The organism is Methanobacterium spitsbergense, assembly GCF_019931065.1.
Classification (GTDB): Archaea; Methanobacteriota; Methanobacteria; order Methanobacteriales; family Methanobacteriaceae; genus Methanobacterium_B; species Methanobacterium_B spitsbergense.
Map to the genome: position 1 here is coordinate 311,686 of NZ_JAIOUQ010000007.1, position 26,106 is coordinate 337,791.

Genomic DNA, 26,106 nt, shown 5'->3' on the forward strand with positions numbered 1-26,106 from the left:
ACCAAATAAGTGGTGATTTTATGTCTTATTTAATCTGTGAAGAATGTGGGAAATACTATGAACTAAATGAGGGTAAAAATTCCTTCAGTTATGCCAAATGCGAGTGTGGTGGAAAATTAAATTATTCATCTACATTAAATGGATCTAAAAAAAATTATATAACTTCTAATGATCAAAAAATCACCTGTTCAACCTGTGGAGTTGTAAATTCCGAAAATTCGGATATATGTTCTGGTTGTGGCAGAGAATTAATAACTGCATCGAAAAAATCTCCAAATGTAAGTATAAGTATACTTGGAGTTGCAGTAGGATTTGGATTTTTAATCATTGCAATTGTATTATCTGTACTAGCAATATTCGGAACTAATATTCCTCAGAAAGCTGAAGATATTCCCCAAAACTTTTTAATCGCCTTTGGAATATTGGCTATGTGTGTGGCAATAATTTCAGGGTTGATTTCTTCGTACATAGGCGGAAGTATCAACTTCAAAAATGGAATTATAAATGGGGGTCTCGTTGGGGTTATTTTAGGGATTATGGTTGGAATTACAAGTGGAAGTCTGGCTTTCTTTGGAGTTATAGCAATATTTGGTTCATTATCAGTTGTTGGGGGAATATTTGGAACACTTTTAAAGCGAAAAAAATTATAATAAAAATATGAATTATCTTCCTTTCATAATCTTTTTACTTAATTTTTCCATTTTTTTAGCTTCTTTGATCTGTTTTTCCAAGTTATCGTCTTCAATCGCTATATACCCAGTATATCCACATTTTGAACATTCCCATAATTTTGCCTGAGGATCATGTATTTTCATTTGGTTTGAACCACATTTGAGGCATGAACTCGCCATTTTGACCATATCTCCATAAAATATGTTTAAAATTCGAATTTATTTTTTTGGAATTATTTTAGGTGTTTTAATTGGAATTACAATGGAATTAGTGCTTTCAATATATTTTATAAAAATCAAGTTAATATCATGTATAAAGAATATTCTACGAATGTTTTTTAAAGAGGCTCAAAAACATCCCACATTTTAAGCTATTATCTACCTCTAATAAGTTTTTTACTTAATTTATCCATCTTTTTGAGGCTTTTAATCTGTTTTTCAAGGTTACCATCTTCCACAACAACCGAACCACTATATCCACATTTTGAACATTCCCATATTGGTGCCTGTGGATTGTGTATTTTCATTTTTTTTGAACCACATCTGGGGCATGAACTAGTTTTTGTCATTTTATTATTCTCCTTATAATATTAGAATATTACAAATTATATATGTAATATTAATTTAGTAAATTTGATATTTATGGTTATGTCTTTTAACATCTATTTTTAAAAAAAGTATCTTCAAATTTTGTATTGTATTGAGATAACTTCTGAAAACTTAATGAATTTATTATACTCTATTTTTTTAGTTTATTTTATGGACTAATTACTTTTAAATTACTTGTATAATCTTACATTACCCAGATAATACTTAAAAGAACTTCAAAAAAAAATATAATACATTAATAAATGTAAATATTAAAATAAAGTGCCGTGGGCCGGACTTGAACCAGCGACATCCAGATCTTCAGTCTGGCGTTCTCCCAACTGAACTACCACGGCAAATGGGCCGGACGAGATTCGAACTCGTGATCACCTCCGTGTCAGGGAGGTATCATACCCCTAGACCACCGGCCCAAAATGAGTCCATCTTGAATATAACTCTATTCATATATAACACTTTGCATGGGTGAACTTATCATCTGCTCTCACATTAGACCTATATTTCCTAGAAGAAATGTAGATCCACAGGGAGATGTATAATAGTATGCAATCAGATGAGGATATACTTGATTACTGGTTTGAAAAGAAAAACCTGAGCAAAAACTCAAGAGAGTTGTACACACTTGCAATGAAACAATACTCAGAATTAATAGGTAAAACAATAAGAGAACTCTACTATGAAGCAGACAAGGAAGAAGAAGAAAATATCAAATTAGACAAAAGAAAATATTCATTCTATACAATTAAATTCAAAGAATGGTTTAGAATCCATTGTATTAGGTTTTTCTATGTCAGTAAAGAACCTATATATTATTCCATTAGTTAATATTCCAAAACGTGCCTCTGTACCCATGAAATATCTAAATAGTTGAGCATGTTTTTCTGTATCCAAATTATCATTAATTGACTTGCATTCAATCAAAATAATTGGATTACCCTTACTCATTATAGCATAATCCACTTTCTCTCCTTTTTTACCAACAATATCCGCAGTAAATTCTGGAACTACTTCACTAGGGTCAAAAATATTGTATCCCAAAGCTTTGATGAATGGCAACACTATGGCATTTTTAGTGGCTTATTCTGTTTGGATTAAATCCATCTGTTTAGGTATTGTAGCTGAAATATTTTTAAAATTATCTATTAAATCCATTCGAATTCCCCCAAATTATTAATCATTTTTTCAATAATTCTTTAAATTCCTTTATTTCCAATTTCATTTCGTTCATTGATTTTTCCATACTTATTATCTTATTTTTTAGCTCTTCTTCTTCGGATTCTATCCCTCTCATGAACCATGAGGACAAAGTTGCTGTTAATAAACTGAAAAATCCAACACCTACTATCATTAAAATAATACCAAATATTTTACCTCCAAAAGACATAGGAGTGATATTTCCATAACCAACAGTAGTTATTGTGGTCATAACGAACCATAATGCATCCAAGGGTGTATTAATTTTATCGTCCGGCGAACTTTCTAAAACTAACATTGCAATAGATCCTGCAATAACAATGATTAAAAGACTAAAAAATACGTAATTGAGCTTAGTTTTTCAATAAAGTCAAACATACTACTTTTACCCTTTTCAAAAAGACCAAAAATCCTCACTAACCTTAAAAGCCTTATAAAACCAAACGCCCCTAATGTTAAAAGTTCATAAGGTAACATAGCAATTATATCAATAACAACGCCTTTCCAATCTTCTCTTACATATTGTTGTATATTTTCTTTTGAATGCAATTTAAACACAAATTGAACAAATAAAACAAGACATAATAATGTATCAAAAATAACAATCAAGCCATAAACAGTATCTAAATTAATGAAATACAAAGAAGTAAGCAAAATAATATCTGCAACTATCCAAATTATAATAATTAACTTAATAATACTTTTCAACAGATTAAAATGATCATATTTCATTATTAAATCATGTATTAATATCTATTTAATTAAATGTTTTCAAAAATTCTTAAAAAATAATCATTTAAGGATACTTTTCTAGATTCAAATTGGAAGCTTTATTTGTCCTGATACTTTTCTTTTAGATCTTGCAATGTTCTTCTGTGAACTTTTAACTGTATTATATGGTGATGAATTCATATATGCTTGTATTGGTTCTTTTGTTAGTATTGATTCCATGTTCACGTCTAGGATGTGTACTTTTTCCATTAGTTTAGGCCAGTATCCTATTAGTTTCCAGTCTTCATTTTTGTCCAGGTACAGGTCTATTTGATTTATATAGTTTATTTGTTCCATCATAGAAGTGTAAAATCGATTAAATTCATTTCTTGTATATACAATTACTTCTTCTTGTTCTTGGAACATTTCAGGATTTAATTTCTTTTTTTAAATTTTTTATATTAAAGAGGGTAGGGATGGGATTTTATCAAATTTCACGGCACAAAAATGTATAAAGAGATAGATTTTTTTGGGTGAAACATGTAATATACATTCCCCCCCTATTATTATATTGGTTGAATATTCTATATGAAACGTGGTTTAATATTATTTTGGATGTATTCTAATTAGATTGGATTTATTAATATTTACCCATTGAATTTGAGAGCTGTCCAAAAGATCTAGTTGTTTTCCTGTTAGTTTTAGGTTTAATTTGTTTCATTTTCATTTTTTTTTCAAGTTTAACCCTATTGATATACATTAATATGGTTACATAGTTTGTAATATGGTGAAAATGGAAATCGATTATATAAACGGGTCCAGAACAGATAAAAAATTTTGGATATCTATATCTAAGTACCAGATGGAGATCGTTAAAAGGTTAAATGCTAAATTGAACGTTATTGAATATAATTCATTAATGCCCCTCAGATCAGACTCATATGAAAATAAATCACTAAAATTTATTACAGATATAGGAAAAAAAACTTTAAAAACCATTGATAAATACAGGTATATCCACACAGTCAAGAATGAAGTTAAAGAGGGCAATATCAAACATATAACCTCACAGGGATTTGCATATATCCTAAATTCTATTAAACTTGAAAATAATATTGTAACCTGTTACGATATTATCCCTTGGGTATACGACAAAGACAGGTCTTCCATATGGAAAGAAAACATGAAAGGGCTAGGACTTGCGGATATTATAATTACAATCTCTAAGTTTTCTAAGGAGGAAATTATGAAATATTTAGATTATCCCGAAGAAAGGATTAGAATTGTTTATCCCGCTGTTGATCATTCTATTTATTATGAGAATCGGGATAAAAAGATTTTAAGTAAACTTAATATTTCAAATGATCAGAAAGTTGTGCTTTATGTGGGTTCTGAAACTTCGCGACAAAACGTTCCTGTTTTGATAAAAGCTTTTGCACAACTTAAGAAAAAAATTCCAGGCATTAAAATGGTGAAAATAGGAGAATCTCAAGGGTATCGTGGACGTGAAAATATTTTAAAATTGATCAAGGATTTCCATTTACAAGAAGATGTTATTTTTGTTGGATACATACCAGAAGAAGACATGCCCAAATGGTACAATGCTGCAGATATCCTGGTTTATCCGTGTGCCTATGCAGGTTTTGGTCTTCCACCATTGGAGGCAATGGCCTGTGGAACACCAGTAATTACCTCAAACACAACATCATTACCTGAAGTTGTTGGTGATGCAGGGATAATGATAGACCCACAAGATATTGAATTAATGGCTGATAAAATGCATGACGTGCTGACAAATGATACCTTGAAAGATAACATGATAAATAAAGGATTAAAAAGAGCTAAAATATTTAATTGGGATAAATCAGCACATAAAACTTTAAATATATATAGAGAATTTCTATGAACCTTTTTGATTCTTTTCTTTTAGATCTTTTTATGTGAACCATAAGTAGATCCAAAAATAGAACTAAAAATTACACAATTTTACCAACATAAAAAAAGGTTCCTTTTTGGTAATTTTAGAACATTATTTGTACATTGAAAAGATGGAAGACCCTGTAGAATATTAACTACAGGGTTAAATGGTTTTAGATTGTAATATGTTTAAGGTGGTAAATAATGGTACATTCAAAATAAACCATGTGATCGCTACTTGTATCTATGGATTAAATAAACAATTATTATGGTGGTGGTAGTTTATGCCAAAAGATAAAATAGGTAGAAAGATAATTAAAGAAAAAGGTTCTATGAGATTACAAGATGTTAGGAATTATAATGGGGTTCTAACAGGCCAAACAGTTAAACCAGCTGAAGGATGGGAAAATGAACTTAAGCAATTTCAGAATGGGGATCGGGTAGTAGTCTTCCACTTTGAGGATTTCAATAAGTTTTTACACGATCTAGAAAAGTAGAAAGTTAGATTCATATTGTTTAATCTATATAGTAATCTCTATTATTCACATTAGTAGGCCATACTTGTATTAAGGTTTACATGACCTAATCCTGTATCATTATTATAGAAAACATCCTTTTTCATAATGTGTTAAGTTTAGTACTACTCTAATAAATCATTATATATTCAGTTTATCCTTATTAGATTTGAATTATTAATTAGTGGTTACCCTAGGAAACCTGAATAACTATTATAGTGATGGAATAAGATAAAATGGGAAACGGTTTAATTAAAACTGAATTTGATTTTGGTTGGAAAGAATGGCAAGATGCCCCCCATTATGCACATCTTGCATTTGAATATCAAAAAGGCAGTGTTGTAGATGTTGGATGTGCGACTTGTGAATTGTATAAATTTTTAAGAAATAATGGCTGGAAAGATAAATATTATGGAATTGATAATACGAAATATGACATTTCATATCCTTCGGATATAAATTTGATAATAGGTGATGCATCAGAAACGGAAATTCCAAAAGTTGATACTGTAATCTTGTATAATATACTTGAACATGTTGATGAACCTCTTTTGCTATTAGAAAAATCTATTAAAGCATGTAGAGAAAATGTACTCATTTATGTTCCCCAAAGAAACGAAGAAATGTGGATGAAAGGTATTGTTGAATTTCACCAGCTGGATAAAACACATAAACACTGCGGATTCTCAAAAGAAGAGATTTATAATATCGTTTCTTTAAGTGGTGGTAAAATATCTAATTATAAAGATATGGTTTTAAGAGATGCAACCATTGGAGTAAATCTTTGGAACAACAGAATTCCACGTTTTATAGTTGGGAAATTGAATAAAATATTTTCTTCAAAGAATTTTTATCAGGAAATTTGGTGTGAAATTACTAAATAAGAGTACGTTATATTAAATTCCAACAACTCTCCAATATATTCCAAACAACACCCAAATACTACTCTAATAAATCCTTATATTTCATTATATATTCAGTTATTGCTTATTCTAATTAAATTTGATTTACTAACATTACCCATTGCATTTGATATCTAAAGTTATCACCCTAAAAATATTATCATGATTCGTATAATTACTACACAATAATATTTATTGATAAAAATAAAAGTTTTGGAAAGTTTTGAACATCCTCAAGGAATGTTCCCACAGTGGGAACATATTTACAATTAGTCAAATAGGTAGTCAAAAATAGTAGTCAAATTAATATCAAAATTAGTTTATGCAAAGAAGATCTCACTATAACATTAGAGAATAGTGATAAGTCTATGTTCAATAAAAGTTATTCATATATAACCTTTTCCACTGGGGTATTGAAAATCAGTATATAATCATCTTATTTTGATAATATTTAATAAAAATTGAGAGTTATATGAAAAAACCATTTAAATTCGTAAATTTATTAAAAATACTTTATAATCTATTTTAACATATCCTTTAAAGCTAAAATTATCTAATATTAATTAAACTGCCCGAGTTTAACACGTTGAAATGATTTTAAGTCCATTGAAAATCGAAGCCAACAAATTTTATATGCTTTAGCTTACATAATAAATAGTGTTAAAAGTTACTTAAATGTTTAAGGAGGAATTTAATTTGGATATTGGAGATCCTATTAAAACAACTGTAGAAGAAATTCGAAAAGTATTAAACATTGAAAATGTAGTCGGAGAAACCATAGAAACTGAAGACAAAATTTTGATTCCCATTACACGAATGGGTATGGGATTCGGAGCAGGCAAAGCTGAAGGTAATGGACCTGATAAGTCTGGTGGAGCAGGTGCTGGAGCTGGTGGTGCAGCAGGTATTGAACCTATAGCCATGGTTGTTGTCTTCAAAGGAGTTGATGGTCCCGAAGGCGTAAAAGTAATGTCTTTGAAAAATCCAGATCCTTTATCAAGAGCCATAGGCGAGATAAGTAATGCTGCCGTTGAGATTATGGGGCAGGGAAGCAAAATGATGAAGGAAAAGGGTCATAAAAAGAAAGAAGTAAAATACGAAGGTAAGAATAAAGAGGCTAAATTCAAAGATACAAAGGATGAAACCAGTTTAGATGTGAAAGACAAATAATAACACTCTTTTAAATAATAAAATTTGGGAGACTCCAGTTGATCAACATTCTAATCATCATAATACTTCTTATAATACTTTTTTTTGTAAGTATTATGATGATCCCCTTTCATATTTCCCTAATATTGGGTAATAGTGGTTTAGAATTTAAGGGATATTTTAAAGTAACATGGATGAGGATCAGGTTATTTAAACGGGATATACCCTCCAAAGAAGAGGAAGAAGAGAAAAAGGAAGAAGAGAAAAAAGAAAAATCTCAATGGACTATTGAAAGGGTCCAAAAGGTTTTCAATCTTTTTTTGGAAGCTCTTCCACATTTTCAAAAGGTTTTCTCTGCGGTTATCAATTCGTTTATACTGGAAAAATTGATTATTCATATTAAAATGGGAATGGATAGTCCTGTGGATACTGCCCAAGTTGCGGGTATATTCTGGTCAATATCTTCATGGGTGAATCTATATCCTAATGTTTCATTGTATATTCAACCAGAATTTATGAAAACCACATTAGAGGGAGATATAGAACTTGAATTAAAATTAAAGCTTTTATGGATAGTTATTGAATCATTAAAATCAATTACTAAAAAGCCTGTGAGAAACTTTATAAATGAAATCAGAGCATGATAATTTAATTTTTAAAAATATTGTAGTTATCCAATAAAAAAAGGTATCCAATCTACTATATTACATATATTTAGGGCAATACAATGAATTTTAAAAATAAGAATGTCAAAGAAATTGGAAAGGAGTTTAAAATAGGAGAAAGAACATTTTATCCGGTGGTACAAATTTCAACAATAGAAATGGATAGTTCTTTTTCAGAACAAATTTCTCCAATTGCTTTATTGGTTATTGAACCCTCAATAAAATATATTTTACCATTGACAGAAGAAAAAGTTAATTCAGAAGAGATTATTGACCTTTATCAAAATAGAATCCTAAGCGGAAATAAATTTTAAACTAAATTTTTTTGCATTTGTATTAAAATTAACATTATTCTTGTAAATGTTTAGCATTTTTAATAATAGACTCATTTTGTATATCTTATTAATTAAAAATTTATATTATTTAGATACATGTTTACGTCTACATAGGGCTCATGGTAGCAATTTTAGTTGAAAAAATATTGGAGTTTAACGAAATGCCGAGGAAGAATAAGTAAATGTTCACTTGAGTTGTTGTGTTAACATTAGATGGCATCATGACCAGCATAAATTGAGTGAAATTGAAACACTCCATGTAATAAAAAAAAATAGAATAAAATATTTTTAGTCAATTTTCATAAATTCTGAATTGGATGCTCCACATATTGGACATTTTTCTGGGGCATTGTCTTCAACTGTATTTCCGCAAAGGGCACAGACATAATAATCTACTTCAGGAGTGTCATCAAGATTTTCAAGGGCCTTTTGATATAACACGGCGTGTATTTGTTCTACTTTGTTAGCAACTTCAAATGTCCATCTAGCTGCGTCATCTTTCTCTGCTTTTGATTCAGCAATAAAATTTGGATACATCTCTGTGAATTCTTCGGTCTCTCCTGCTATGGCTTCAAGGAGATTTTCTTTTGTTTCGTTTATTCCGCCCGCTATTTCAAGATGGTTATGTGCATGCACTGTTTCTGCTTCAGCAGCTGCCCTAAACAATTTTGCAACTTGTTTAAATCCTTCTTTGTCTGCTTTTTTAGCAAATGCTAAATATTTTCGGTTTGCCTGTGATTCACCTGCAAATGCTTCCATTAAATTTTCTTTTGAACTCATATTGTTACCCTCACAAATTTATCAACATAAAATCTTATAAATTTATTATAACTCCATTACTAAAATTTGTTTTGTAACAGAATATCGGTTATAATTTCTAAATATTTTATAAGTGTTGTTTAAAGATTAATTTCCCTTAAAAATAGATATAATTCAATATTATGTGGTTTAATTTTAATAATTAATTTCATACTAGTACATTAAGATTTGGTAATTAAAAATAAAAACAAATAAAAAAGGAAGAAAATTAGGCTGTTTTAACAGCCATGTCTATATCATCTGCTTTGACAGTTTTTCTTCCAGCGTGTTTTGCAAGCTCTACGGCTTTTTTAGCTATTTCTTCACCTTTTTCTTCGAGTGATTTGGCTAAAGCCTCTTTTGCATCATCACTTATTCTTTGAGCACCAGCGTTTTTTATGATCCTTCCAACTGGAGCAATTGGTAATTCGGCCATAATTTCACCTCCTATTTAACCTAGGGATAATTAATATTTAAATTTATCGGTTTTACTCGGATTTTTAGCCATGACTTATACAATAATCAATCAATCAATGAGATCATTATGTAACCAAAACTTATAAGGTTACTAAGTAAAATATCAAATTCCATGTTTGATTTGTTAAACATTGACACCCATATAGAAGAGATACTAGAAAAATCTTTAGAAACCCCGATATCTAATGAAGATGCACTTATACTCATGAATACCACTGGAAGAGAATTTCAAGCTCTTTTAATTGCTGCAGATGCACGACGCGAAGAGATTGTTGGTGATAAAATTACTTACATTCAGAACTGGAACATTAATTTCACCAATATATGTACTGGAACCTGTGGTTTCTGTGCATTTAAAAGGGAAGAAAAAAACAGTGAATCATACTTTTTGAGTACCGATGAAATTGTTAAGAGAGCTGAAACCGCTTGGAATAATGGTGCAAATGAAGTGTGTATACAAGGTGGACTTCACCCCAAAGTTGATGCATATTACTATGAAGAACTTTTACAAAAATTGAGATCAGAACTTCCTGACATATACATACATGCATTTTCTCCAATGGAAATTTTATATGGGGCAGAAAAATCAGACATATCCATTTCAGAAGAATTAAAAATGCTAAAGAAAGCAGGGTTAGATTCAATCCCTGGAAATGCAGCTGAGATATTAAACGATGATATCAGGAAAATTCTGTGTCCAAGTAAGATGAACACTGCCAAATGGATTGAAATTGTTGAAACAGCGCATAAAACTGGGATACCAACAACTTGTACCATGATGTACGGACATATTGAAGAAATAAAACATAGAGTTGAACATATAGACATCCTAAGAAGTATACAGAAGAGAACTGGTGGATTCACAGAATTCGTGCCATTAACATTTATGCATAAAAATACACAAATTTACAAAGATGGAAAAGCTGCTCCAGGATCAACCGGAATTGAGGATCTAAAGGTATATGCAGTTTCAAGATTAATGTTTGGAAATATTCTGCCCAATATTCAAGTTTCATGGGTTAAACTAGGGTTTAAATTTGCACAAGTTTGTTTAGGTGCCGGTGCAAATGATCTAGGAGGTACATTAGGTGAGGAAAGTATATCCAAATCTGCCGGGGCCCAGCATGGAGTGAGAACAAATCCTGCCAATTTTCAAAGGGTAATCCGGAATATGGGAAGAATACCTGCAGAAAGGGATACTTTGTACAAGAATATTCATGTTGTATAATTTCAGTGGTTAAAATGGAAAACACACAGATCAATCATGAAGTTACATTTAAAATTATGATTCTTATTTTGCGAATTACAAAAAAATTCAATGAATTAGAAAAAATGTCCATTGATATTGGTTCAGATGAGAAACTTTATCCTTCTGAATTGCATGTTATAGATTCTGTTGCAAATAACTATGGTAATAGTGTAACAGAAATGAGTAAAAAATTTGGTATTACCAAAGGAGCAGTTTCACAAGTTGTAAACAAACTTTTTGATAAAGGATTTCTTAAAAAAGATAAAAAAAACGGTAATGCTAAGGAAATTGTTCTGTCACTCACTGAAAAAGGTTGGAAAGCATTTTACATTATGGATGAAGTACATAAACAAATGGAAGAGGAATTTTTCGGTTATATGGAGGGTATTGAAGAAGAAAAATTAGAATCATTCATTGAAATTATGGGTAAGATTGAAGAATTCATAGATACTTTTTTAAAACATGAATTATTATAACATAGTTTAGCTACTAAACTTTATGAGGTTATACTATGTCTGTTAAATCTATTTTTATAGAACATTTTACACATGGACCAATATCTGAACATTTTAAGAAACATGGAACAATTTTTTTAGATAAAAATTCAACAAATACTGTTTTGACGTATTATGGAACTGCTGAAATAAAGAAATTCACACTAGGGGATATCGATGAATGTGTTGAATTATACAAAGATGTATTCTCTTCAGATCCCTGGAATGATGATTGGATATCTATTGATCAAGTAAGAACTTATTTTAATGAACTAATTGAAAATCCTGTTTTTGAGGGTTTTGTTGCCTATGAAAAATCCAAATTGGTTGGAGCATGTTTTGGTCATAAACGTTCATGGTGGACTGGAAATGATTTTTTTATAGACGAATTATTTGTTGCGAATGAAATGCAGTGAAATGGAATTGGAACTAAGTTACTTGATTATGTTGAATGCAACCGAGCAACCGATGATTGCAATCGTTTAATCCTGTTGACCAATATAGATTTACCTGCAGAAGAGTTTTATCTTAAAAAAGGATTTAAGACCAATAATAATAGGATAATAATGGACAAAAAAATTGTATAAATTATTTAAATAATTAAAATTTTCTTATAACAATTTTATCATCATTTTCAACATCAAAAAAGAGTTCAAGATTATCTTTTATCTTTCCTATGTTATTTACATCTGATGCAGGTTGTGATCCACCATAAAATATACAAAACGCAGATCCTGGAGGCCAATAGGATAGATCTCCCTTTTCAGTTGTTGAACTGGGATTTTCATAGTCCAATTTTAATGGAACATCGAAATATATTTCATGGAGCCATAGATTAGCTTCCCCTTCAAGAGGGAGGTTTTCATAGATCGTTCTTGCAGTATATGGGTTTCTGTTATCAAGAATAGCTTTAACTTTTCCTTTTCCAATCACTTCTATTTCTATTTCCATTGTATTCCTCCCATATAGTTTCTGTAATAATAATTTAGAAATTATTTATGTATAGTCTTTTCCAGTTCTTTCATTATTGCTGGTCCAGTGGAAGTCCCAATTTTTGATGCTCCTGCATTAATCATATCAAGTACAGTATTAAGGTGTCTAATCCCTCCTGATGCTTTAACGCCCATATCATGCCCTACTGTTTCTCTTATAAGTGATATATCTTGGATATTTGCTCCAGGATATCCAATCCCTGTAGATGTTTTAATATAATCTGCTCCAGCTTCCATTGAAATGTTACAAGCCCTTATTTTTTCACTATTTGTTAATAATGCTGTTTCTAATATAACTTTCACAACCATCCCATCTGCTGATTCGACTACACCTTCGATATCTCTTTTAACAAGTGAATCTGCACATGATTTCAATGCCCCAATATTCATGACCATGTCCAGTTCTACTGCGCCATCTTCTACGGCTACAAGGGCTTCGAATGCTTTTATTTCAGATTTATTTGCTCCAAATGGAAATCCAATTACAGAACAGACATTTACATCATTTGATTTCAGAATTTCATGGGCTAATGCCACATTTGTTGGTGTAACACATGCAGATGAGAAATTGTATTCCATAGCATCATTACAAAGGTTATTTATATCTTTTACAGTTGCATTTGGTTTTATATTTGTATGGTCTATCATTGAAGCCAATTTTTCAGGGGATATCAAATAGATCAACTCCTTAATTTTGGTTTATAAGAGAATTATATTACTTAATTATTTTGGACATGTAAGGGCCTTCCCTTTCGTAACCAAATTTTCTGTAATAGTTACGGGCCCCAACGCCACTTATTATGAGCATTTTATTCTTATCATAATTTTCTGAAGCTATTTTTTCAGCTTCAAATAGTAATTCTTCTCCATATCCCATATGTTGCCATAGTTCATTTTTTTTCTGACCTAATTCAGCCATTTGACCGTAAACATGAAGTTCTCTAATAATGGCCGTTTTCGAGGTTACTTCCATTCTATGGGCTTTAAGAGAAGGTATTCTCAATCTTAGAAATCCAATTAATATGTCATTTTTAGGATCTTCCTTGGATAAGAAAATTTCAAGACCCTTACCAGCATTATATTCCTCTTTCATAAGTTTTATTTTTCCAAAGTCGGGATTAATACCTAGAATATCTTGATGACCCACTTCCCTGCATCTTATGCACTGACATTTTACATGTTCTAGGGCTAGTTTTTGGTAAACAAGTTCACCAAGATTAGATTTTTTAACACCCGCCTCAATTAATTGTGAAGGTATGTCGCGCTGAATCCTCATAGTTCTAACCCATTTTGGAAGCATTTTTTTAACATTAACAATTAGATCAACAGCTTCCTCAGTTGTGTATGGTGTGTAATCACCTTTCTGCCATAATTCATGGATTTTAGATCCTTGGGTAACGAGACACGGATATATTTTCAACATATCCGGTTTGAAGTTCTCATCTTTGAATATCCTACGAAATATCCTCAGGTCTCTTTCAGGGTCTGAGTATAATCCTGGCATTAAGTGCATTGCAACTTTAATTCCAGAATCTCTTAATATTCTAGAAGATTCAATAACATCATTAATCCTATGCCCCCGTTCGATACGTTTATAAATAAAGTTATAGATGGTTTGGACACCAAGTTCTACCCTTGTAACTCCCATCTGGAGCATTCGATCAATATCTTCAATTTTAGCATAATCTGGACGGGTTTCAAATGTCATACCTACACATCTTACAGGAGACTGTTCATTGGTGATTTGTGCTTCTTCCAAGTATTTGAATTTTGAGGGGATCTTTAAATCTCCATTCTTACGAATTTCAATATGTCTATCTAGATTTTCAATTCCAAAATCGTTCATTGCTTCAATACAACGTGTTACAAACCATTCCTGGTAGCATAGGAAATAGGAGGAGAATGTTCCACCCATGATTATGAGTTCGATCTTATCCAGTGGATGTCCAATACTTTCAAGTTGTGACAGTCTATTGTAAGTCTGTTTGTAGGGGTCGAAATCATACATACGAGCTCTAAGTGCGGCAGGTTCTTCTCCAGTATAACTTGGAGGGGCAATATCACTTTCAGGACAGTATGTACATCTTCCATGGGGACATTTATGTGGTTTACACATTACTGCAACTACTGCAACTCCCGAAATTGTTCTAGTTGGCTTTTTACGAATAATAGGAGATATTTCCGTTCTTTCAGAAGGGGTAGCATTTTCAAGTATTAAAGAGTTGCTCATAAATTCCATTAGTTTAAAATCTCGACAAGCCTTCAACTTAAGCTTTTCTAGGTCTTTTTTTGTTTTAACTTTCCCCTCCATTATTTCGTTGATTATGAACCTACAAGCATCTTTCATATAAAAATCTCCTTATTTAGTATGGTTAAATTAGATTATAATAATGGTAAGTATTTATTAACTATTTTTCTATTCATCTATTATCAATAAATTTTTTATTTAGTTAAAGATATTTGGATTCAGATTATTATTTAAAAATAAATTTAGATTAAGTATTAATCTAATTTAGGTTCTTTCTTATCGAGTATTTTTGTTATATCAGTTTTTGATATTATTCCTACAAGCTCGCCATTTTCAATTACAGGCAAACGTCCAATATTATTTCTATTGAGTTTTCCAATTGTTTCAACAAGATTTTCATTTGGATCAGATATTATCATTTCGGTGCTCATTATTTCTTTGATCAGCATGTCCCGATTATTTTCTGGTATCTTTGATACATCATGAAATGTGATAATTCCAATTAACTTTCCATCCTCTGTTATTGGATATCCCATATGTTTTTCACGGAACATTATTTTCAAAGTTTCTTGTACAGAATTATCTGGATTTAATGTATGGACATCTGATGTCATTATGTCTTTTACCTTTTCATCTCCCAAAAGTGTAGAAACCACAACCGATCTATACTCTCCTTCAGCACCTAGATAAACAAATATAGCTACCAGTATTAATAGAAAATTAAAAAAAACTCCAATAACCGCCATTATTATTGCAAATTGTTTACCAATAGTTGCAGCAAGTTTTGTCGCTTTTATGAAATCCATTCTTTCAGCTAAAAATGCTCTTAAAATCCTTCCACCATCCATTGGAAATGCAGGAAGAAGATTAAACAAACCTAGAAGTAAGTTGACAACTGTGAAATAGTACAATGCTCCTGAAAGTATAGCTGAAAGAAAGGTTCCAAATATTATGAGGATAGCAAATGTAATTACAGCAATAATTAAATTAGAAACAGGACCTGCCAAGGCAATTCTCAATTCTTTTGCGGGTTCTTTGGGTATTTCTTCCATTTCAGAGATACCACCAATTGGAAGCAAAACTATCCTTTGAATTTTAATACCATAACGTTTTGCAATATAAGAATGGCTCAACTCATGTATTACTACTGTAGCAAAAATTAAAGTTATTAATACAGCGGTTAAAATATTTACAGAAGGAATTAAATTAAAAAGAGCTATAATGTAAATTAACAACATGAGGACTAGGAATGATATGTGAAGTTCCACGGGTATTCCAAATATACTAAATATCTTAAATGAGTACTTCATTTTTCACGATCCAAAACTTTAGACTGATATTATTATTTGTAAAGTTAAACTATTAATATTAGGAACATCATCAATTAACTTTTTAAGAATTTCCTTAAAAAATTAAATAAAACAAAAAATAGATAATAAATAAAGGTGTTTTAATGAAGGTTAGTGAATTTCTAGGAACAAAAGTTTTAGATAAAAACGCTGTAGAAATAGGTAAAGTTTCTGATATGATTGTGGATCCTCTAGCGGGTCAAATAAATATTATAACCATATCTGCTGGTGAATTTGGCATAAGAAAAAAAGATATTGAGATTAAACCCAATGAAATAGCTGTACTTGGCGATTATCTTCTCCTAAATATTGAAAAATCAGATATAGATGTTGATTAAATTATAAATAATTAAGATCATAATTGTTTTTAAGAAATATGGGGTGATCTTGTGCAAGTAAAAGATGTAAGGGGAAAACCTATTTTAAAAGGTTTTCAAGTAAGATATGCTGGTACTGGAAGTGCAGGGGAAGCAGTTGATTTTAAATCTGATGATAATGGAACATGGGTATTAGTGGACACAACTGATTTATGGTATAATAGCGAATCACTTGAAGTTATGGGTGAATCAGCACACGAAAAATTAAATAAACAATCCAATTATCAAATAAAAGAAAAACAAGATGTTGATGAGAAAGAAGACATCAAAGGAAAAATCAAAAGATCTAAAGGTAAATTTGAAGATGTTGACATGAGCAACGAACTATGTGATGGCGGAGGTTAATTAACATTAATACCTTATTATTTTCATTGCAGATGTTAATTGAAGGGATTTTAAAGAGGCCAATCTTTAATTGTTATGTTTATCCATACAATATTTGACATATTTCCTTCTGATGATTGTAGTTTGTAGGATAACGAATCATTTCCAACGTAATCCTTAAAGGGTCTATAATATATTACTGTATGATCAAACATAGTGTCTTCTACTGTGGCAGTTCCATGTAACGGCATTTGAACAAGAACTACATGATAATTAGAGAGGATATCAATGTTTAAAGATATATTTTTGGTAATATTTCTAGTTAAATTCTGCGCTGTAACATTTAAAGATTTATTTATAATTTGATTATTTATGACTTGGATATTAACCCCTGCAGTATTAGATGTTAAACCTGTTTTATCTACTGATGTGTAAATGAATGTATCATTACCCACATAATTATTTACAGGTGTGTAAACAAAATTAGTGCCATTGATAGTTATGTTACCATGTTCCGGTTCAGAAACTAAATTTGTATAGGCCAAATCATCATCTGCATCGGTTGCATTAAAAACACATCTCAAAGTCTCATTCACCTTAGTATTTAAAGACATGTTTCCAGCTGTTGGTACATGGTTTACAACCCCATTATGATAAAAGTTCAAATCAGCTAGTTCCGATTCTGCAGAATTTTTTAATTTATTTGCATCCTTTAACAAGTCAGTAGACACTTTTGCAATTATACCCGATGCAGCAGCGATTAAAGAACCAATACCCATCATAAGAATAATAGCATACATAAGAGTGGGGGCATATGGGATCATAACTACTGACAAGATTATACCTCCTGCCAAAATAGACAATATGCCAGAAACTAATATTAAAAGGCAATCTAGATAAAATAAACTTGCAAATATTATTTTAAATTTTTTTGATTTATCTTTCAAATCATTGGATTTTTGAATTTTATGGTCTATATTTGCTTTTTGTATTCTATATGCCTGATTTATTACTTCTTTGCTGTTAATAGGTTGATTTGATGTTAATTTGAGCTTAATCATTTTTGGAAGTTTTTCAATAGGAATACTTATAGCTCTGTTATCTGTCCCGTTAAAATAAGCAAATCCACTTGAGTTATCAATTCTATCGAAACTTAGATATACATAATTTCCGCTATCAGTTTTTAACTGAATTATTTCACTATTATGTAAATCAAAGGGATTAGTTTGTGAGATTGTAAAGGAAACTTTAAAATATGATTCTAATTTGTCTGCCATTAATTGTGCATTGTTCATAGAGTCGTTGTATTGTTCAACTTGTTTGTCGGCCGTGTAGAAAGTTTCATTAATGTTCTGCGCTTCTATTTCTATTTCTTTAGTCAGTGTTTCAATTTGTTTTGTTTCGGTTTTTATGATGGATATATGTTCTTTAATTTTCTTAAATTTCCAGAATTTCCACCAATTATCCTTCACATATTCGGCCGAAACTTTAATATTCTCCGTATGTCTACTTAATTCCGTACTTGTTATGTTTATTTTATTTGAACTATTTGTTAAAGAGTTTAAACTTGTGTCTATGTTAGTTTGGTTATTAACTTCTATTTCACCTTTCAATTGTGCACTTATTGGGGTTATACTAACTACTAAGAAAATCAAAAACAAAGACAAAATCATAAATTTTCTATCTATCAATAAAATAATATCACCTTAAACTTTGCATGTATACTTTAAACATTAGAATATTTAAAGTTATTGATATGATATATAAAAATAGAAATAATTATAAAATTAAATAATAACTAAAAATAATCAAATTAAATTGACAGATCGAATTAATTAAACATTTTATCCAAAAACTGAACTGATTTGAAATTTGGAATAAAATATTTCTTTAAGTCAAAAAATAAGCTCAAATTTTACTTGGAAATTCTTGAAAAATGGAAAAAAGAGATATAATAACCAATACAAATCCAATAATTAATGGTTTTTTTACAAAAATAATTCCTCGTTTACTTTAATGTAGATTATATCTCTTTAATTCTTGAATAAATTATGGATACATTCAACCTAATGGTAAATAAAAAATTTAATTTAAATAATCAAATTTTATGTCCTGATGTAATGGAAGAGTTATCTAGTAGGTTGATCAAATTTAAAAAACAGACCTAATTATATTGTTGTGATTAAAATGGATGAAGAAACTAAAAAGAGATTTCCAAAAGAATTTAGTATATTAAAAACTAAAAATTCCTTAATAAAAGAACCTGCATATCTAGATGATAGTTGCGCTCCATTAGGAATAGGATTGCCAGATATATACAAAAAAATGGAAAAAGAGAGCTGTTCATTTCCAAAAATTGAAGACATACAAAGGCGAATTGATATTTTAAAAACACAAGAAAATGTTGATCCAGAAATCATTGAACTTTTAGAGGAAATGAAAAAAGCTTCAGAGGTTCAAATCAGAGCAAATTTAGATCCTATGGAAGAAATTAAAGGATTTAAAAATATTCATGATATAGTAAGAGATGAACAGAATGCAATAGTAAAAGGAATTCAACTAACTCTTTCTAATGAATCCATGCAAATAATAAACAAACAAATCGAATCAGATCCAAGAATATTTAGATCAAAATATCCTGAACTATTTGATTATATTAGGGCACTTGAAGATTAAAATATTATAATTTTTTATAAATTTTAATCTTATTATGCTAATAATTATCTTAATAAAAATACGTATATTTTATTGAAATATTGTAAATTATATGTTCATTGGATTTTAGTATCAAAATTTACTAGAAAAAGGAAAAAATACAAAGTCTAATTCTAACAGTAGAATCGAAACATTCTAACCAAATTTCCATTCATCTCAATTATCATTTTTTGTTTCTAATGAGGTTCTTATTCATTTATTTTTATTTGGTTTGTAGCTTAAATTTAATGAATCTAGAGTATCTATATGTTTTAATTTCCCTCCACATTGACAACTCTCGAAATTAGAAGCAGATTCCCCCTGTTGGAGTTCATAATATCCGTTACAAGTTTTACAAAATAAATATCCTCTATTTTCACTTGGAACTTCTTTTTTTTGCTTAAATTTCATTTTGATTTCTTCACTTGATGGAGTCCTATCTTCTGCTAAATTCTTTTTTATTTGTTTTTTTCCTTCCTTTTTATCTGATAATTTCTTCCTTATCTCATCATTCGAAACCACCAAATCACCCCAATGTTATTTTTCAACAATCCCAAATATAATTTATTCTATATTGATTATTATATTCAAAATTATTGCTTAGCATAGATTGAAATTTACTAACATAACATTGTATTTAAATTTTTAAAGTCATAAACTGTTTTTTGTTAGCATAGGATTAATTTTATTATCTTAATTTTCTTTTTGCACAATAAAACGATGAATATACCATAGGATTTAAAAAAACCAATATTTATTGTTGTTATTTATATGATTATATAAATAAAAAGAGAATTTCATAATAAAGCATAATATGTAAAGAGGAGGTTATTGGGATACTAAAATAAAAAAGCAATTAATTCAGAAATTCCTAATAAAAACTAAAATATAAGTTCTGTATATTCGTTATCAATAGTCTTATATTCCTTTTAAAATAAAACATATTAAAATTATTTAAATAATAAAAGTTATGGAAATACTCTATAAAATCCCTTAGGAGTCAAAAACAGAATTAAAATAGGAAAAATAAATCTCTAGTAATAATTAGATAATGGGTTAAATTAACCTTAAACCATAATTTTTATATACCATCATCTTAAGGTTCATCATTTTACGCTCTAAATCATGTTTTTTTGCCCTTTCTTGGGTGTATAACTCAACATAACGAGCATGTTCTTTATCTGCTTTTTGATGTTCCTTTTTCATTGTTGAATGTAATATCATCAAACTTTTTTTAACTAGTTCATCTCTTTCAGTTTGCAATTCATCCTTTTCGCTGGTTTTTTCAGAGATATTGATTTCTAGTTCGGATATTGAGTCTAAAAGTTGTTTGAGCTCTGTATTTTCCTTTTCGATTTTACCTTCAACACCATTATTGGAACCTTTAAGTTTATCTTTGAGTTCCTGGAGTTTATCCTCGGCTTCAGATACTTTAAGCTGAGAACTAATTCTTTCTGATTCTAGAGTATTCAATTCATTTTCATAATTGATAATTTTTTCGTCAAAATTGTTTATTTCTTTAATTTTGCCCGAAGCCTCTAAAAAATCGTTTATATCGCTTATATTATCCTCTCCAATATATATCATTTAAAAAAAATGGACTATATCCATTTAGAAATAGAAATTTAAAATTGAGACTTTTATTATTATTTACTATGAATAATTTCTCTAAAATTTTAACTTCAAGTTCCTATTGTTCTTACTATGGTATATACTTTGGTAAAAAAAATTATATAATTGATTTAAAGAACTCATAGCAACTTATAAGGATGAAAACATGTTTTTACATTCAAATAAATAATTTATATGCTAATTTTGGGCTTAGGCTGTTTATATTATCTTATATTTTAATATTACTTATTAGATAATTATATACAATAAGATTATAAAACTTTATAATATTATTGTTTGTAACCAGTTTTTAGGCAGAATCTTAAAAATAAACCGAATATATGTTTTAATTGTGTTGTGAATGATATAGAAAAATAAATAAATTAGTTGATGAGAATTCAAATATTATTAAAAGAAGGTATGGGTTGTAAACCATGAATAATAACATAGATTTCTATTACTTTTCTGGAACTGGTAACACAATGTTAATTGCCCGTAAAATGACTGAAACATTTATCGAAAATGGATGTCATGTTAATTTGAAAAGAATGGAATTATCTAATGGTTCAAATATAAATATTGAAAATACAATTGGATTGGGATTTCCAGTGGCAATACTATCCACCTATACTCTAGTATGGGAATTTATAAACAGTTTACCCAATGTACAAGGAACTGAAATATTCATGGTCGATACATTGGGGGGCTATTCAGGAGGGCTGGTTGGTCCTCTTCGTAATATCTTGGAAAAGAAAGGATACAAACCTATAGGGTCTTGTGAAATCATAATGCCTATTAACATCTTTTTTATACAAGACAAAAAAACAAATGATCTTAAGATTAGAAAAGGACTTGAAAAAGCAGAAAAATATGCCGAAGCATTAATTGAAGGAACAACAAATTGGGGTAGAGTTCCATTTTTTTCAGATATTATGTATTTAATTTCAATTGTAGGATTTAAACTTTCGGCAATTGATCTGCACCAAAAATACTTTAAATTTAAAACAGACAAGTCCAAATGCAATAATTGTGGGATATGCATTGATATCTGTCCTTTAAATAATATTGTCTTAGATAAATACCCTGTAACACAAAATAAATGTGAATACTGTATGCGATGTGTTTCAATGTGTCCACGACATGCAATAAAATCAATACTAACATATAAAGGAAATACTTACAGCGCCGTTAAAGCGAATGACTTTGTTAAAAATAAGACTGATAGATTAGATTGAATAGGAGTCAAAACTGGAAAAAAGGATCTAATATGGATAAAAATTTAATATACAATTTAATTTAATCAAGCTTATGAAAAAAAATCTAATCAAAATTCAAACTAATAATCAAATGTGGGATCAGACAATATTTCCAATAATGTAACATAAATGTGGATAAATAGGAATAAATTCTCTATATAACTACTAATTCTCTAATAATATGGAATAATACACCAATAAAATAATAAACTATAACAAAGATATTAATATTGGTTACTATGTTTAAAATCAAAAGAGCTTACCAAGATCCAGAAGATGAAGATGGATATAGAATTTTAGTTGATAGGTTATGGCCTAGGGGAGTTTCAAAAGAAAAGGCCAAATTTGATTTATGGATGAAAGAGATTGCGCCTAGCAATGAACTAAGAAAATGGTTTGGACACGAACCTGAAAAATGGGGAAAATTCAAAAATAAATATATCAATGAGCTTGCAGAAAAGAAGGAATTAATTAACCAACTGTACGATATGGAAAAGATCAACAAGACAGTAACTATGATTTACTCTGCAAAGGATGAAAAGCATAATAATGCAGTTGTTCTTTTAGAATTGCTAGAGAAATCATCAAAAACAAGTTAACAATGCTGAAGGGCACAAGGATAATAATAGAAACTAAAATTTCTTTGGTTATAACATGATCAAAATAAAAAAGGCAAGTCAGATTCTTGACAAAGAGGAAAGTGCCAAAATCCTTGAAGATAAAATATATCCGTCACAGAATAAGATGGAACAATTAATATTAGATACTTGGCTGGATGATATTGGCAGTAAAACTAGGGAATTGTCTTTTAATGATAATGATAAATGGATTGAATTCAAAGATAAATATGGGGATGAATTTGAGGATAAATTAGAACTCATGGATAGTATAATGGTCAAAAAAAAGGAAAAACTCAAAGTAACATGGATTGCTGTGTTTAAGAAAACTTTTGCCGAATAATATCTATTCAATTTAAAAAATAATGGAAAAACTACTCCTTTTTATTAAAAAAAATTACTACAAAAATTAATGAAAATATTTTTATTAGATATCCACAATTATAATTAAATTCAATGAAAACATCAAAGCAAGTAATTATTTCAAGAAAATAACTATCAAAAACACTATCACACATAAAATATTAAAAATAAGCAACAAAATAATTAAAGTAAACACAATCTATATCAAACCGCTAAAAGAACAGCAAACACATGGTACACAGTAACTATACCAAAAGCAGCAATTAAAGACAACGCAAGCAACAACCTAAAAGCAACATACACCTTCAAATTCAAAACAGGAACAAAAATACTATTTTTTCCTTTCTTTTTATTTTATATATTCACTACCAGGGTATTTGAATAAATTTTAAATCCTGTATTCATAAAATGTTTCATTATAATATTCTTCGAATGAAGACTTGAATTTAAAAACTAATTTGGATATATCGTCTTTTTTATTGAAATATTTAGTTATTTCAATTACTGCATAGTTTTTATCTTTTTCATAATAGACATGTATTAGAGCATCTCCACCATAATGTTCTTGTAATTCTTCTCTTATCCTGTTACAAGAGTTTTCAGGAAGTTCATCATCATAAAAGCCCAATGTTTCTGTTGTATTCATATCAGTATCTTTTAATGGTTTGATTGTTATCCAAGGTTCTGGATGTATCAATCCTTTATAGTGTAACATGACGGACATACCTCTAAATAATATTTATATGTATTGTGGGTTATTTAATTTTTCATAAAAAATCATTAAATTACAGTCAATTATATCATCTTTGATTAACAAATAATTATATAATGGATTTGTTTTTTAAATTTAGGAGGGATTATAATAAAATGAGCGTTAAAGAAGATATACGAACGCAGATAATTAGGGAACTTAAGCATGCCAAGTTTCCAATAGACACACCTGAAAAACTTTTAGGATCCTTTCCAGATGGTGGACAAACCACATGTAGATCTGGTGATATTGTATTAACCGTACAAGATGCTAGTAAAATTATTAAACCAAATGACTTCCCATTTAAATCATCCCAAGAAGTAGCAAAGGTAATAGTAGATAGAGCAGGTTTATAAAACCACTTATACTCTACTTTTTTATAACTTAAAAGTTTGGATTAATCAGAGATATATTTTGTTCTTTTAAATATTTCAGTTTGTGATTCATAGTAGTTTCTAAATAGGTTTATTTTATTCATGATTATCTCAACGGATTTATCTAGTTCTTTTGGCATGATTTTAACTGGGATTATAATAGTTATTTCAATTATTAATGTTTCGTTATGTTCATTATATTTTATTTCAAGTTTCGTGGAGTAATCGTTATTTGTATATAATTTGAATTTGTCTAATTGTTCTTTTAGATAGGTGTATAAATCTTGGTTAACAAGGGTATCTTCGAATTTAAGAAAAATATGGGTAGATGTTTGGTTCTCGTTTGTTTTAATATCGACAATTTTTATCATTCATAATCTCCTTAAGTTATATATTGAACTTAGGAATGGATATATTTATCGAAAATAAGAAAAATCAGAGTTTTAATTAAAAAAATAGTACTGTTCGTTTGAATATAAAACAAAAATATTATTTTTAGGTAAAGATATCTGTTACATTAAAAATAGAAGGGATATTTAAACAATATCATACCGAAATGTATTGATTATATAATGGGGGTCTTTTGAACGAAAAATTCGAAGATCTTAATAGTAGAAGATGAAATTATAGTAGCAACATATTCATCTTGGTATATTATATTATTAAGTAAATTCTTCGCATAAAAAATTGGAGGCATATTCTACCTCTAAATCTAGTACGATTTAACAGTCGAAGTAGAGAAATAATGAATTAAACCCTTTTTTTTGTTATGAGGGGTAGGGAGGTATTTTCCACATATTTGGGGGACCAATTCGTGGAGGAATTGGTAAAAAATTAGAGAAGAAAACACCATCCCATACTCCTATTTATTATAGGGTGAATGTTCTATTTGATAATATGGTTTATTATATAATTATCAGGCGGGCAGGGATAAATTTTAGAAAAACTAAAAAATAAGTGTTGAAAGGCGCTTATTCCCTGCCCATATTATATTATGGGCACTGTCCTATTTGATAATTTGGTTTATTTTATTTTTAGATTTTATAATTATGATGCGGGCAGGGATGTGATTTTTATCAAATTTCATGGACTCATGAATTGTGAATGTTCAGGATAATATGTAAGATGGGTTTAAGTCTGATCCTTTTCTATTTTTATTATTTAAAAATTGAATGCTTCGTTCATAATATTTCTGAAATTCTTCTATTAAACCCTTACATAATTGTGTAAATTCCTCTTGGTCTTGTGGTTTAAGACGATCTGGTATTGATATTATAATGTCTATAAACAATTGTTCATCAGATTCATCATAGAGTGAATCATATGTCATTGTATATCCACGATCAAAATGTAAATTATAATTACTCAAACGACCCTCAATAAAGGCACAGTGTGCTTTGTTAACTTTATTATCTTCAAATTTCAGCAATATATCGGTTGCAAAAGGTTTTGTTTGATCTAACATTT

35 protein-coding genes, 2 tRNA genes and 1 pseudogene are annotated in these 26,106 nt (G+C 29.4%); 18 read left to right on the forward strand and 20 right to left on the reverse strand.

All coding sequences use genetic code 11. From position 1 onward, the window contains the following. Positions 1–20 precede the first annotated feature (20 nt). The gene (locus K8N75_RS07200; RefSeq protein WP_223791399.1) at positions 21–650 is read left to right on the forward strand and encodes a YrzE family protein; all 630 of its coding nucleotides are present in this window, start codon (positions 21–23) and stop codon (positions 648–650) included. Positions 651–662: 12 nt separating this feature from the next. Here the strand turns inward: K8N75_RS07200 and K8N75_RS07205 are convergent, their stop codons facing one another. From K8N75_RS07205 to K8N75_RS07240, 8 genes are all read right to left on the reverse strand, one after another. Beyond that, on the reverse strand, positions 663–851 hold the full coding sequence (locus K8N75_RS07205) for a hypothetical protein (RefSeq protein WP_223791400.1): 189 nt from the start codon (positions 849–851) through the stop codon (positions 663–665). A gap of 194 nt (positions 852–1,045) precedes the next feature. After that, positions 1,046–1,240, reverse strand: a complete 195-nt coding sequence (locus tag K8N75_RS07210) for an eL43 family ribosomal protein (RefSeq protein ID WP_223791401.1) — start codon at positions 1,238–1,240, stop codon at positions 1,046–1,048. Between the two features lie 302 nt (positions 1,241–1,542). After that, positions 1,543–1,615, reverse strand: a tRNA-Phe gene (locus K8N75_RS07215). A 3-nt stretch (positions 1,616–1,618) separates the two neighbouring features. Beyond that, a tRNA-Val gene (locus tag K8N75_RS07220) sits at positions 1,619–1,690 on the reverse strand. Between the two features lie 316 nt (positions 1,691–2,006). Continuing rightward, positions 2,007–2,333 carry a type I restriction endonuclease gene (locus K8N75_RS07225; protein WP_255590846.1) on the reverse strand — a complete coding sequence of 109 codons (327 nt, stop codon included), beginning with the start codon at positions 2,331–2,333 and terminating at the stop codon, positions 2,007–2,009. A gap of 118 nt (positions 2,334–2,451) precedes the next feature. Continuing rightward, positions 2,452–2,769 carry a potassium channel family protein gene (locus tag K8N75_RS07230; RefSeq protein ID WP_255590847.1) on the reverse strand — a complete coding sequence of 106 codons (318 nt, stop codon included), beginning with the start codon at positions 2,767–2,769 and terminating at the stop codon, positions 2,452–2,454. A gap of 26 nt (positions 2,770–2,795) precedes the next feature. Continuing rightward, a complete protein-coding gene (locus K8N75_RS07235) occupies positions 2,796–3,203 on the reverse strand; it encodes a hypothetical protein (RefSeq protein WP_223791403.1) in 408 nt (135 codons plus the stop codon). Between the two features lie 84 nt (positions 3,204–3,287). Then, on the reverse strand, positions 3,288–3,608 hold the full coding sequence (locus tag K8N75_RS07240) for a hypothetical protein (protein WP_223791404.1): 321 nt from the start codon (positions 3,606–3,608) through the stop codon (positions 3,288–3,290). A 367-nt stretch (positions 3,609–3,975) separates the two neighbouring features. Here K8N75_RS07240 and K8N75_RS07245 point away from each other — a divergent pair, with 367 nt between their 5' ends. From K8N75_RS07245 to K8N75_RS07270, 6 genes are all read left to right on the forward strand, one after another. Further along, on the forward strand, positions 3,976–5,088 hold the full coding sequence (locus K8N75_RS07245; RefSeq protein WP_223791405.1) for a glycosyltransferase family 4 protein: 1,113 nt from the start codon (positions 3,976–3,978) through the stop codon (positions 5,086–5,088). A 295-nt stretch (positions 5,089–5,383) separates the two neighbouring features. After that, positions 5,384–5,596 carry a hypothetical protein gene (locus K8N75_RS07250; RefSeq protein WP_048190783.1) on the forward strand — a complete coding sequence of 71 codons (213 nt, stop codon included), beginning with the start codon at positions 5,384–5,386 and terminating at the stop codon, positions 5,594–5,596. 254 nt (positions 5,597–5,850) lie between these two features. Then, a complete protein-coding gene (locus K8N75_RS07255; protein ID WP_223791406.1) occupies positions 5,851–6,498 on the forward strand; it encodes a class I SAM-dependent methyltransferase in 648 nt (215 codons plus the stop codon). 714 nt (positions 6,499–7,212) lie between these two features. Further along, on the forward strand, positions 7,213–7,686 hold the full coding sequence (locus K8N75_RS07260) for a GerW family sporulation protein (protein ID WP_223791407.1): 474 nt from the start codon (positions 7,213–7,215) through the stop codon (positions 7,684–7,686). Between the two features lie 38 nt (positions 7,687–7,724). Further along, positions 7,725–8,309 (forward strand): DUF2953 domain-containing protein, encoded by a 585-nt coding sequence (locus K8N75_RS07265; protein ID WP_223791408.1) that lies wholly within the window; start codon positions 7,725–7,727, stop codon positions 8,307–8,309. 83 nt (positions 8,310–8,392) lie between these two features. After that, a complete protein-coding gene (locus K8N75_RS07270; RefSeq protein WP_223791409.1) occupies positions 8,393–8,644 on the forward strand; it encodes a hypothetical protein in 252 nt (83 codons plus the stop codon). A 309-nt stretch (positions 8,645–8,953) separates the two neighbouring features. Here the strand turns inward: K8N75_RS07270 and K8N75_RS07275 are convergent, their stop codons facing one another. Together K8N75_RS07275 and K8N75_RS07280 are read right to left on the reverse strand one after the other, a co-directional pair. Next, positions 8,954–9,445 carry a rubrerythrin family protein gene (locus tag K8N75_RS07275; protein WP_223791410.1) on the reverse strand — a complete coding sequence of 164 codons (492 nt, stop codon included), beginning with the start codon at positions 9,443–9,445 and terminating at the stop codon, positions 8,954–8,956. 247 nt (positions 9,446–9,692) lie between these two features. Then, complete coding sequence (locus K8N75_RS07280; RefSeq protein WP_013645503.1) at positions 9,693–9,899, reverse strand: histone family protein; 207 nt, start codon at positions 9,897–9,899, stop codon at positions 9,693–9,695. A gap of 153 nt (positions 9,900–10,052) precedes the next feature. Between K8N75_RS07280 and cofH the strand changes: the two genes are divergently transcribed. The 3 genes from cofH to K8N75_RS07295 are packed head-to-tail and all read left to right on the forward strand — an operon-like array spanning position 10,053 to position 12,099. Then, positions 10,053–11,168: a 5-amino-6-(D-ribitylamino)uracil--L-tyrosine 4-hydroxyphenyl transferase CofH gene (gene cofH / locus K8N75_RS07285; RefSeq protein ID WP_223791411.1), complete on the forward strand. Its 1,116-nt coding sequence runs from the start codon at positions 10,053–10,055 to the stop codon at positions 11,166–11,168. A gap of 14 nt (positions 11,169–11,182) precedes the next feature. Continuing rightward, positions 11,183–11,665 carry a MarR family winged helix-turn-helix transcriptional regulator gene (locus tag K8N75_RS07290; RefSeq protein ID WP_223791412.1) on the forward strand — a complete coding sequence of 161 codons (483 nt, stop codon included), beginning with the start codon at positions 11,183–11,185 and terminating at the stop codon, positions 11,663–11,665. A gap of 35 nt (positions 11,666–11,700) precedes the next feature. Next, positions 11,701–12,099 (forward strand): GNAT family N-acetyltransferase, encoded by a 399-nt coding sequence (locus K8N75_RS07295; RefSeq protein ID WP_223791413.1) that lies wholly within the window; start codon positions 11,701–11,703, stop codon positions 12,097–12,099. A 184-nt stretch (positions 12,100–12,283) separates the two neighbouring features. Here the strand turns inward: K8N75_RS07295 and K8N75_RS07300 are convergent, their stop codons facing one another. The 4 genes from K8N75_RS07300 to K8N75_RS07315 form a co-directional block, all read right to left on the reverse strand. Next, the gene (locus K8N75_RS07300; RefSeq protein ID WP_223791414.1) at positions 12,284–12,634 is read right to left on the reverse strand and encodes a cyclophilin-like fold protein; all 351 of its coding nucleotides are present in this window, start codon (positions 12,632–12,634) and stop codon (positions 12,284–12,286) included. A gap of 41 nt (positions 12,635–12,675) precedes the next feature. Further along, complete coding sequence (gene deoC, locus K8N75_RS07305) at positions 12,676–13,350, reverse strand: deoxyribose-phosphate aldolase (protein ID WP_223791415.1); 675 nt, start codon at positions 13,348–13,350, stop codon at positions 12,676–12,678. 40 nt (positions 13,351–13,390) lie between these two features. Beyond that, positions 13,391–15,022 carry a tRNA uridine(34) 5-carboxymethylaminomethyl modification radical SAM/GNAT enzyme Elp3 gene (locus tag K8N75_RS07310; RefSeq protein WP_223791416.1) on the reverse strand — a complete coding sequence of 544 codons (1,632 nt, stop codon included), beginning with the start codon at positions 15,020–15,022 and terminating at the stop codon, positions 13,391–13,393. A 155-nt stretch (positions 15,023–15,177) separates the two neighbouring features. Continuing rightward, complete coding sequence (locus tag K8N75_RS07315) at positions 15,178–16,233, reverse strand: CBS domain-containing protein (RefSeq protein WP_223791417.1); 1,056 nt, start codon at positions 16,231–16,233, stop codon at positions 15,178–15,180. 143 nt (positions 16,234–16,376) lie between these two features. Here K8N75_RS07315 and K8N75_RS07320 point away from each other — a divergent pair, with 143 nt between their 5' ends. Together K8N75_RS07320 and K8N75_RS07325 are read left to right on the forward strand one after the other, a co-directional pair. Continuing rightward, positions 16,377–16,610: a PRC-barrel domain-containing protein gene (locus tag K8N75_RS07320; RefSeq protein ID WP_223791418.1), complete on the forward strand. Its 234-nt coding sequence runs from the start codon at positions 16,377–16,379 to the stop codon at positions 16,608–16,610. A gap of 51 nt (positions 16,611–16,661) precedes the next feature. Further along, positions 16,662–16,994 (forward strand): DUF2098 domain-containing protein, encoded by a 333-nt coding sequence (locus K8N75_RS07325; RefSeq protein ID WP_223791419.1) that lies wholly within the window; start codon positions 16,662–16,664, stop codon positions 16,992–16,994. A gap of 50 nt (positions 16,995–17,044) precedes the next feature. On the opposite strand, the gene K8N75_RS07330 is transcribed toward K8N75_RS07325, so the two are convergent. Further along, on the reverse strand, positions 17,045–18,586 hold the full coding sequence (locus K8N75_RS07330) for an Ig-like domain-containing protein (RefSeq protein ID WP_223791420.1): 1,542 nt from the start codon (positions 18,584–18,586) through the stop codon (positions 17,045–17,047). Positions 18,587–19,160: 574 nt separating this feature from the next. On the opposite strand from K8N75_RS07330, the gene K8N75_RS07335 reads away from it, so the two are divergent. Then, positions 19,161–19,649 carry a hypothetical protein gene (locus K8N75_RS07335; protein WP_223791421.1) on the forward strand — a complete coding sequence of 163 codons (489 nt, stop codon included), beginning with the start codon at positions 19,161–19,163 and terminating at the stop codon, positions 19,647–19,649. 231 nt (positions 19,650–19,880) lie between these two features. Here the strand turns inward: K8N75_RS07335 and K8N75_RS07340 are convergent, their stop codons facing one another. After that, positions 19,881–20,189, reverse strand: coding sequence for a protease htpX (locus tag K8N75_RS07340; protein WP_223791422.1), 309 nt, complete (start codon positions 20,187–20,189; stop codon positions 19,881–19,883). Between the two features lie 534 nt (positions 20,190–20,723). Then, entirely contained in the window at positions 20,724–21,254 is a 531-nt protein-coding gene (locus tag K8N75_RS07345; protein WP_223791423.1) for a hypothetical protein, read from the reverse strand. Positions 21,255–21,712: 458 nt separating this feature from the next. Here K8N75_RS07345 and K8N75_RS07350 point away from each other — a divergent pair, with 458 nt between their 5' ends. The 4 genes and pseudogenes from K8N75_RS07350 to K8N75_RS14295 form a co-directional block, all read left to right on the forward strand. Beyond that, positions 21,713–22,513 (forward strand): EFR1 family ferrodoxin, encoded by an 801-nt coding sequence (locus tag K8N75_RS07350; RefSeq protein WP_223791424.1) that lies wholly within the window; start codon positions 21,713–21,715, stop codon positions 22,511–22,513. Between the two features lie 260 nt (positions 22,514–22,773). After that, complete coding sequence (locus K8N75_RS07355; RefSeq protein WP_223791425.1) at positions 22,774–23,133, forward strand: DUF488 domain-containing protein; 360 nt, start codon at positions 22,774–22,776, stop codon at positions 23,131–23,133. Positions 23,134–23,188: 55 nt separating this feature from the next. After that, the gene (locus K8N75_RS07360) at positions 23,189–23,494 is read left to right on the forward strand and encodes a DUF488 family protein, N3 subclade (RefSeq protein WP_223791426.1); all 306 of its coding nucleotides are present in this window, start codon (positions 23,189–23,191) and stop codon (positions 23,492–23,494) included. A gap of 240 nt (positions 23,495–23,734) precedes the next feature. Next, a pseudogene (locus K8N75_RS14295) lies at positions 23,735–23,899 on the forward strand (Ig-like domain-containing protein); the annotation flags it as partial. A gap of 3 nt (positions 23,900–23,902) precedes the next feature. On the opposite strand, the gene K8N75_RS07370 reads toward K8N75_RS14295, so the two are convergent. Next, positions 23,903–24,229 (reverse strand): hypothetical protein, encoded by a 327-nt coding sequence (locus K8N75_RS07370; protein ID WP_223791427.1) that lies wholly within the window; start codon positions 24,227–24,229, stop codon positions 23,903–23,905. A gap of 152 nt (positions 24,230–24,381) precedes the next feature. On the opposite strand from K8N75_RS07370, the gene K8N75_RS07375 reads away from it, so the two are divergent. Beyond that, positions 24,382–24,621, forward strand: coding sequence for an MTH865 family protein (locus K8N75_RS07375; protein WP_223791428.1), 240 nt, complete (start codon positions 24,382–24,384; stop codon positions 24,619–24,621). A gap of 41 nt (positions 24,622–24,662) precedes the next feature. Here the strand turns inward: K8N75_RS07375 and K8N75_RS07380 are convergent, their stop codons facing one another. Next, positions 24,663–25,010, reverse strand: coding sequence for a hypothetical protein (locus K8N75_RS07380; RefSeq protein ID WP_223791429.1), 348 nt, complete (start codon positions 25,008–25,010; stop codon positions 24,663–24,665). A gap of 737 nt (positions 25,011–25,747) precedes the next feature. Further along, positions 25,748–26,104, reverse strand: coding sequence for a hypothetical protein (locus K8N75_RS07385; RefSeq protein ID WP_223791430.1), 357 nt, complete (start codon positions 26,102–26,104; stop codon positions 25,748–25,750). Between the last annotated feature and the right edge of the window lie 2 nt (positions 26,105–26,106).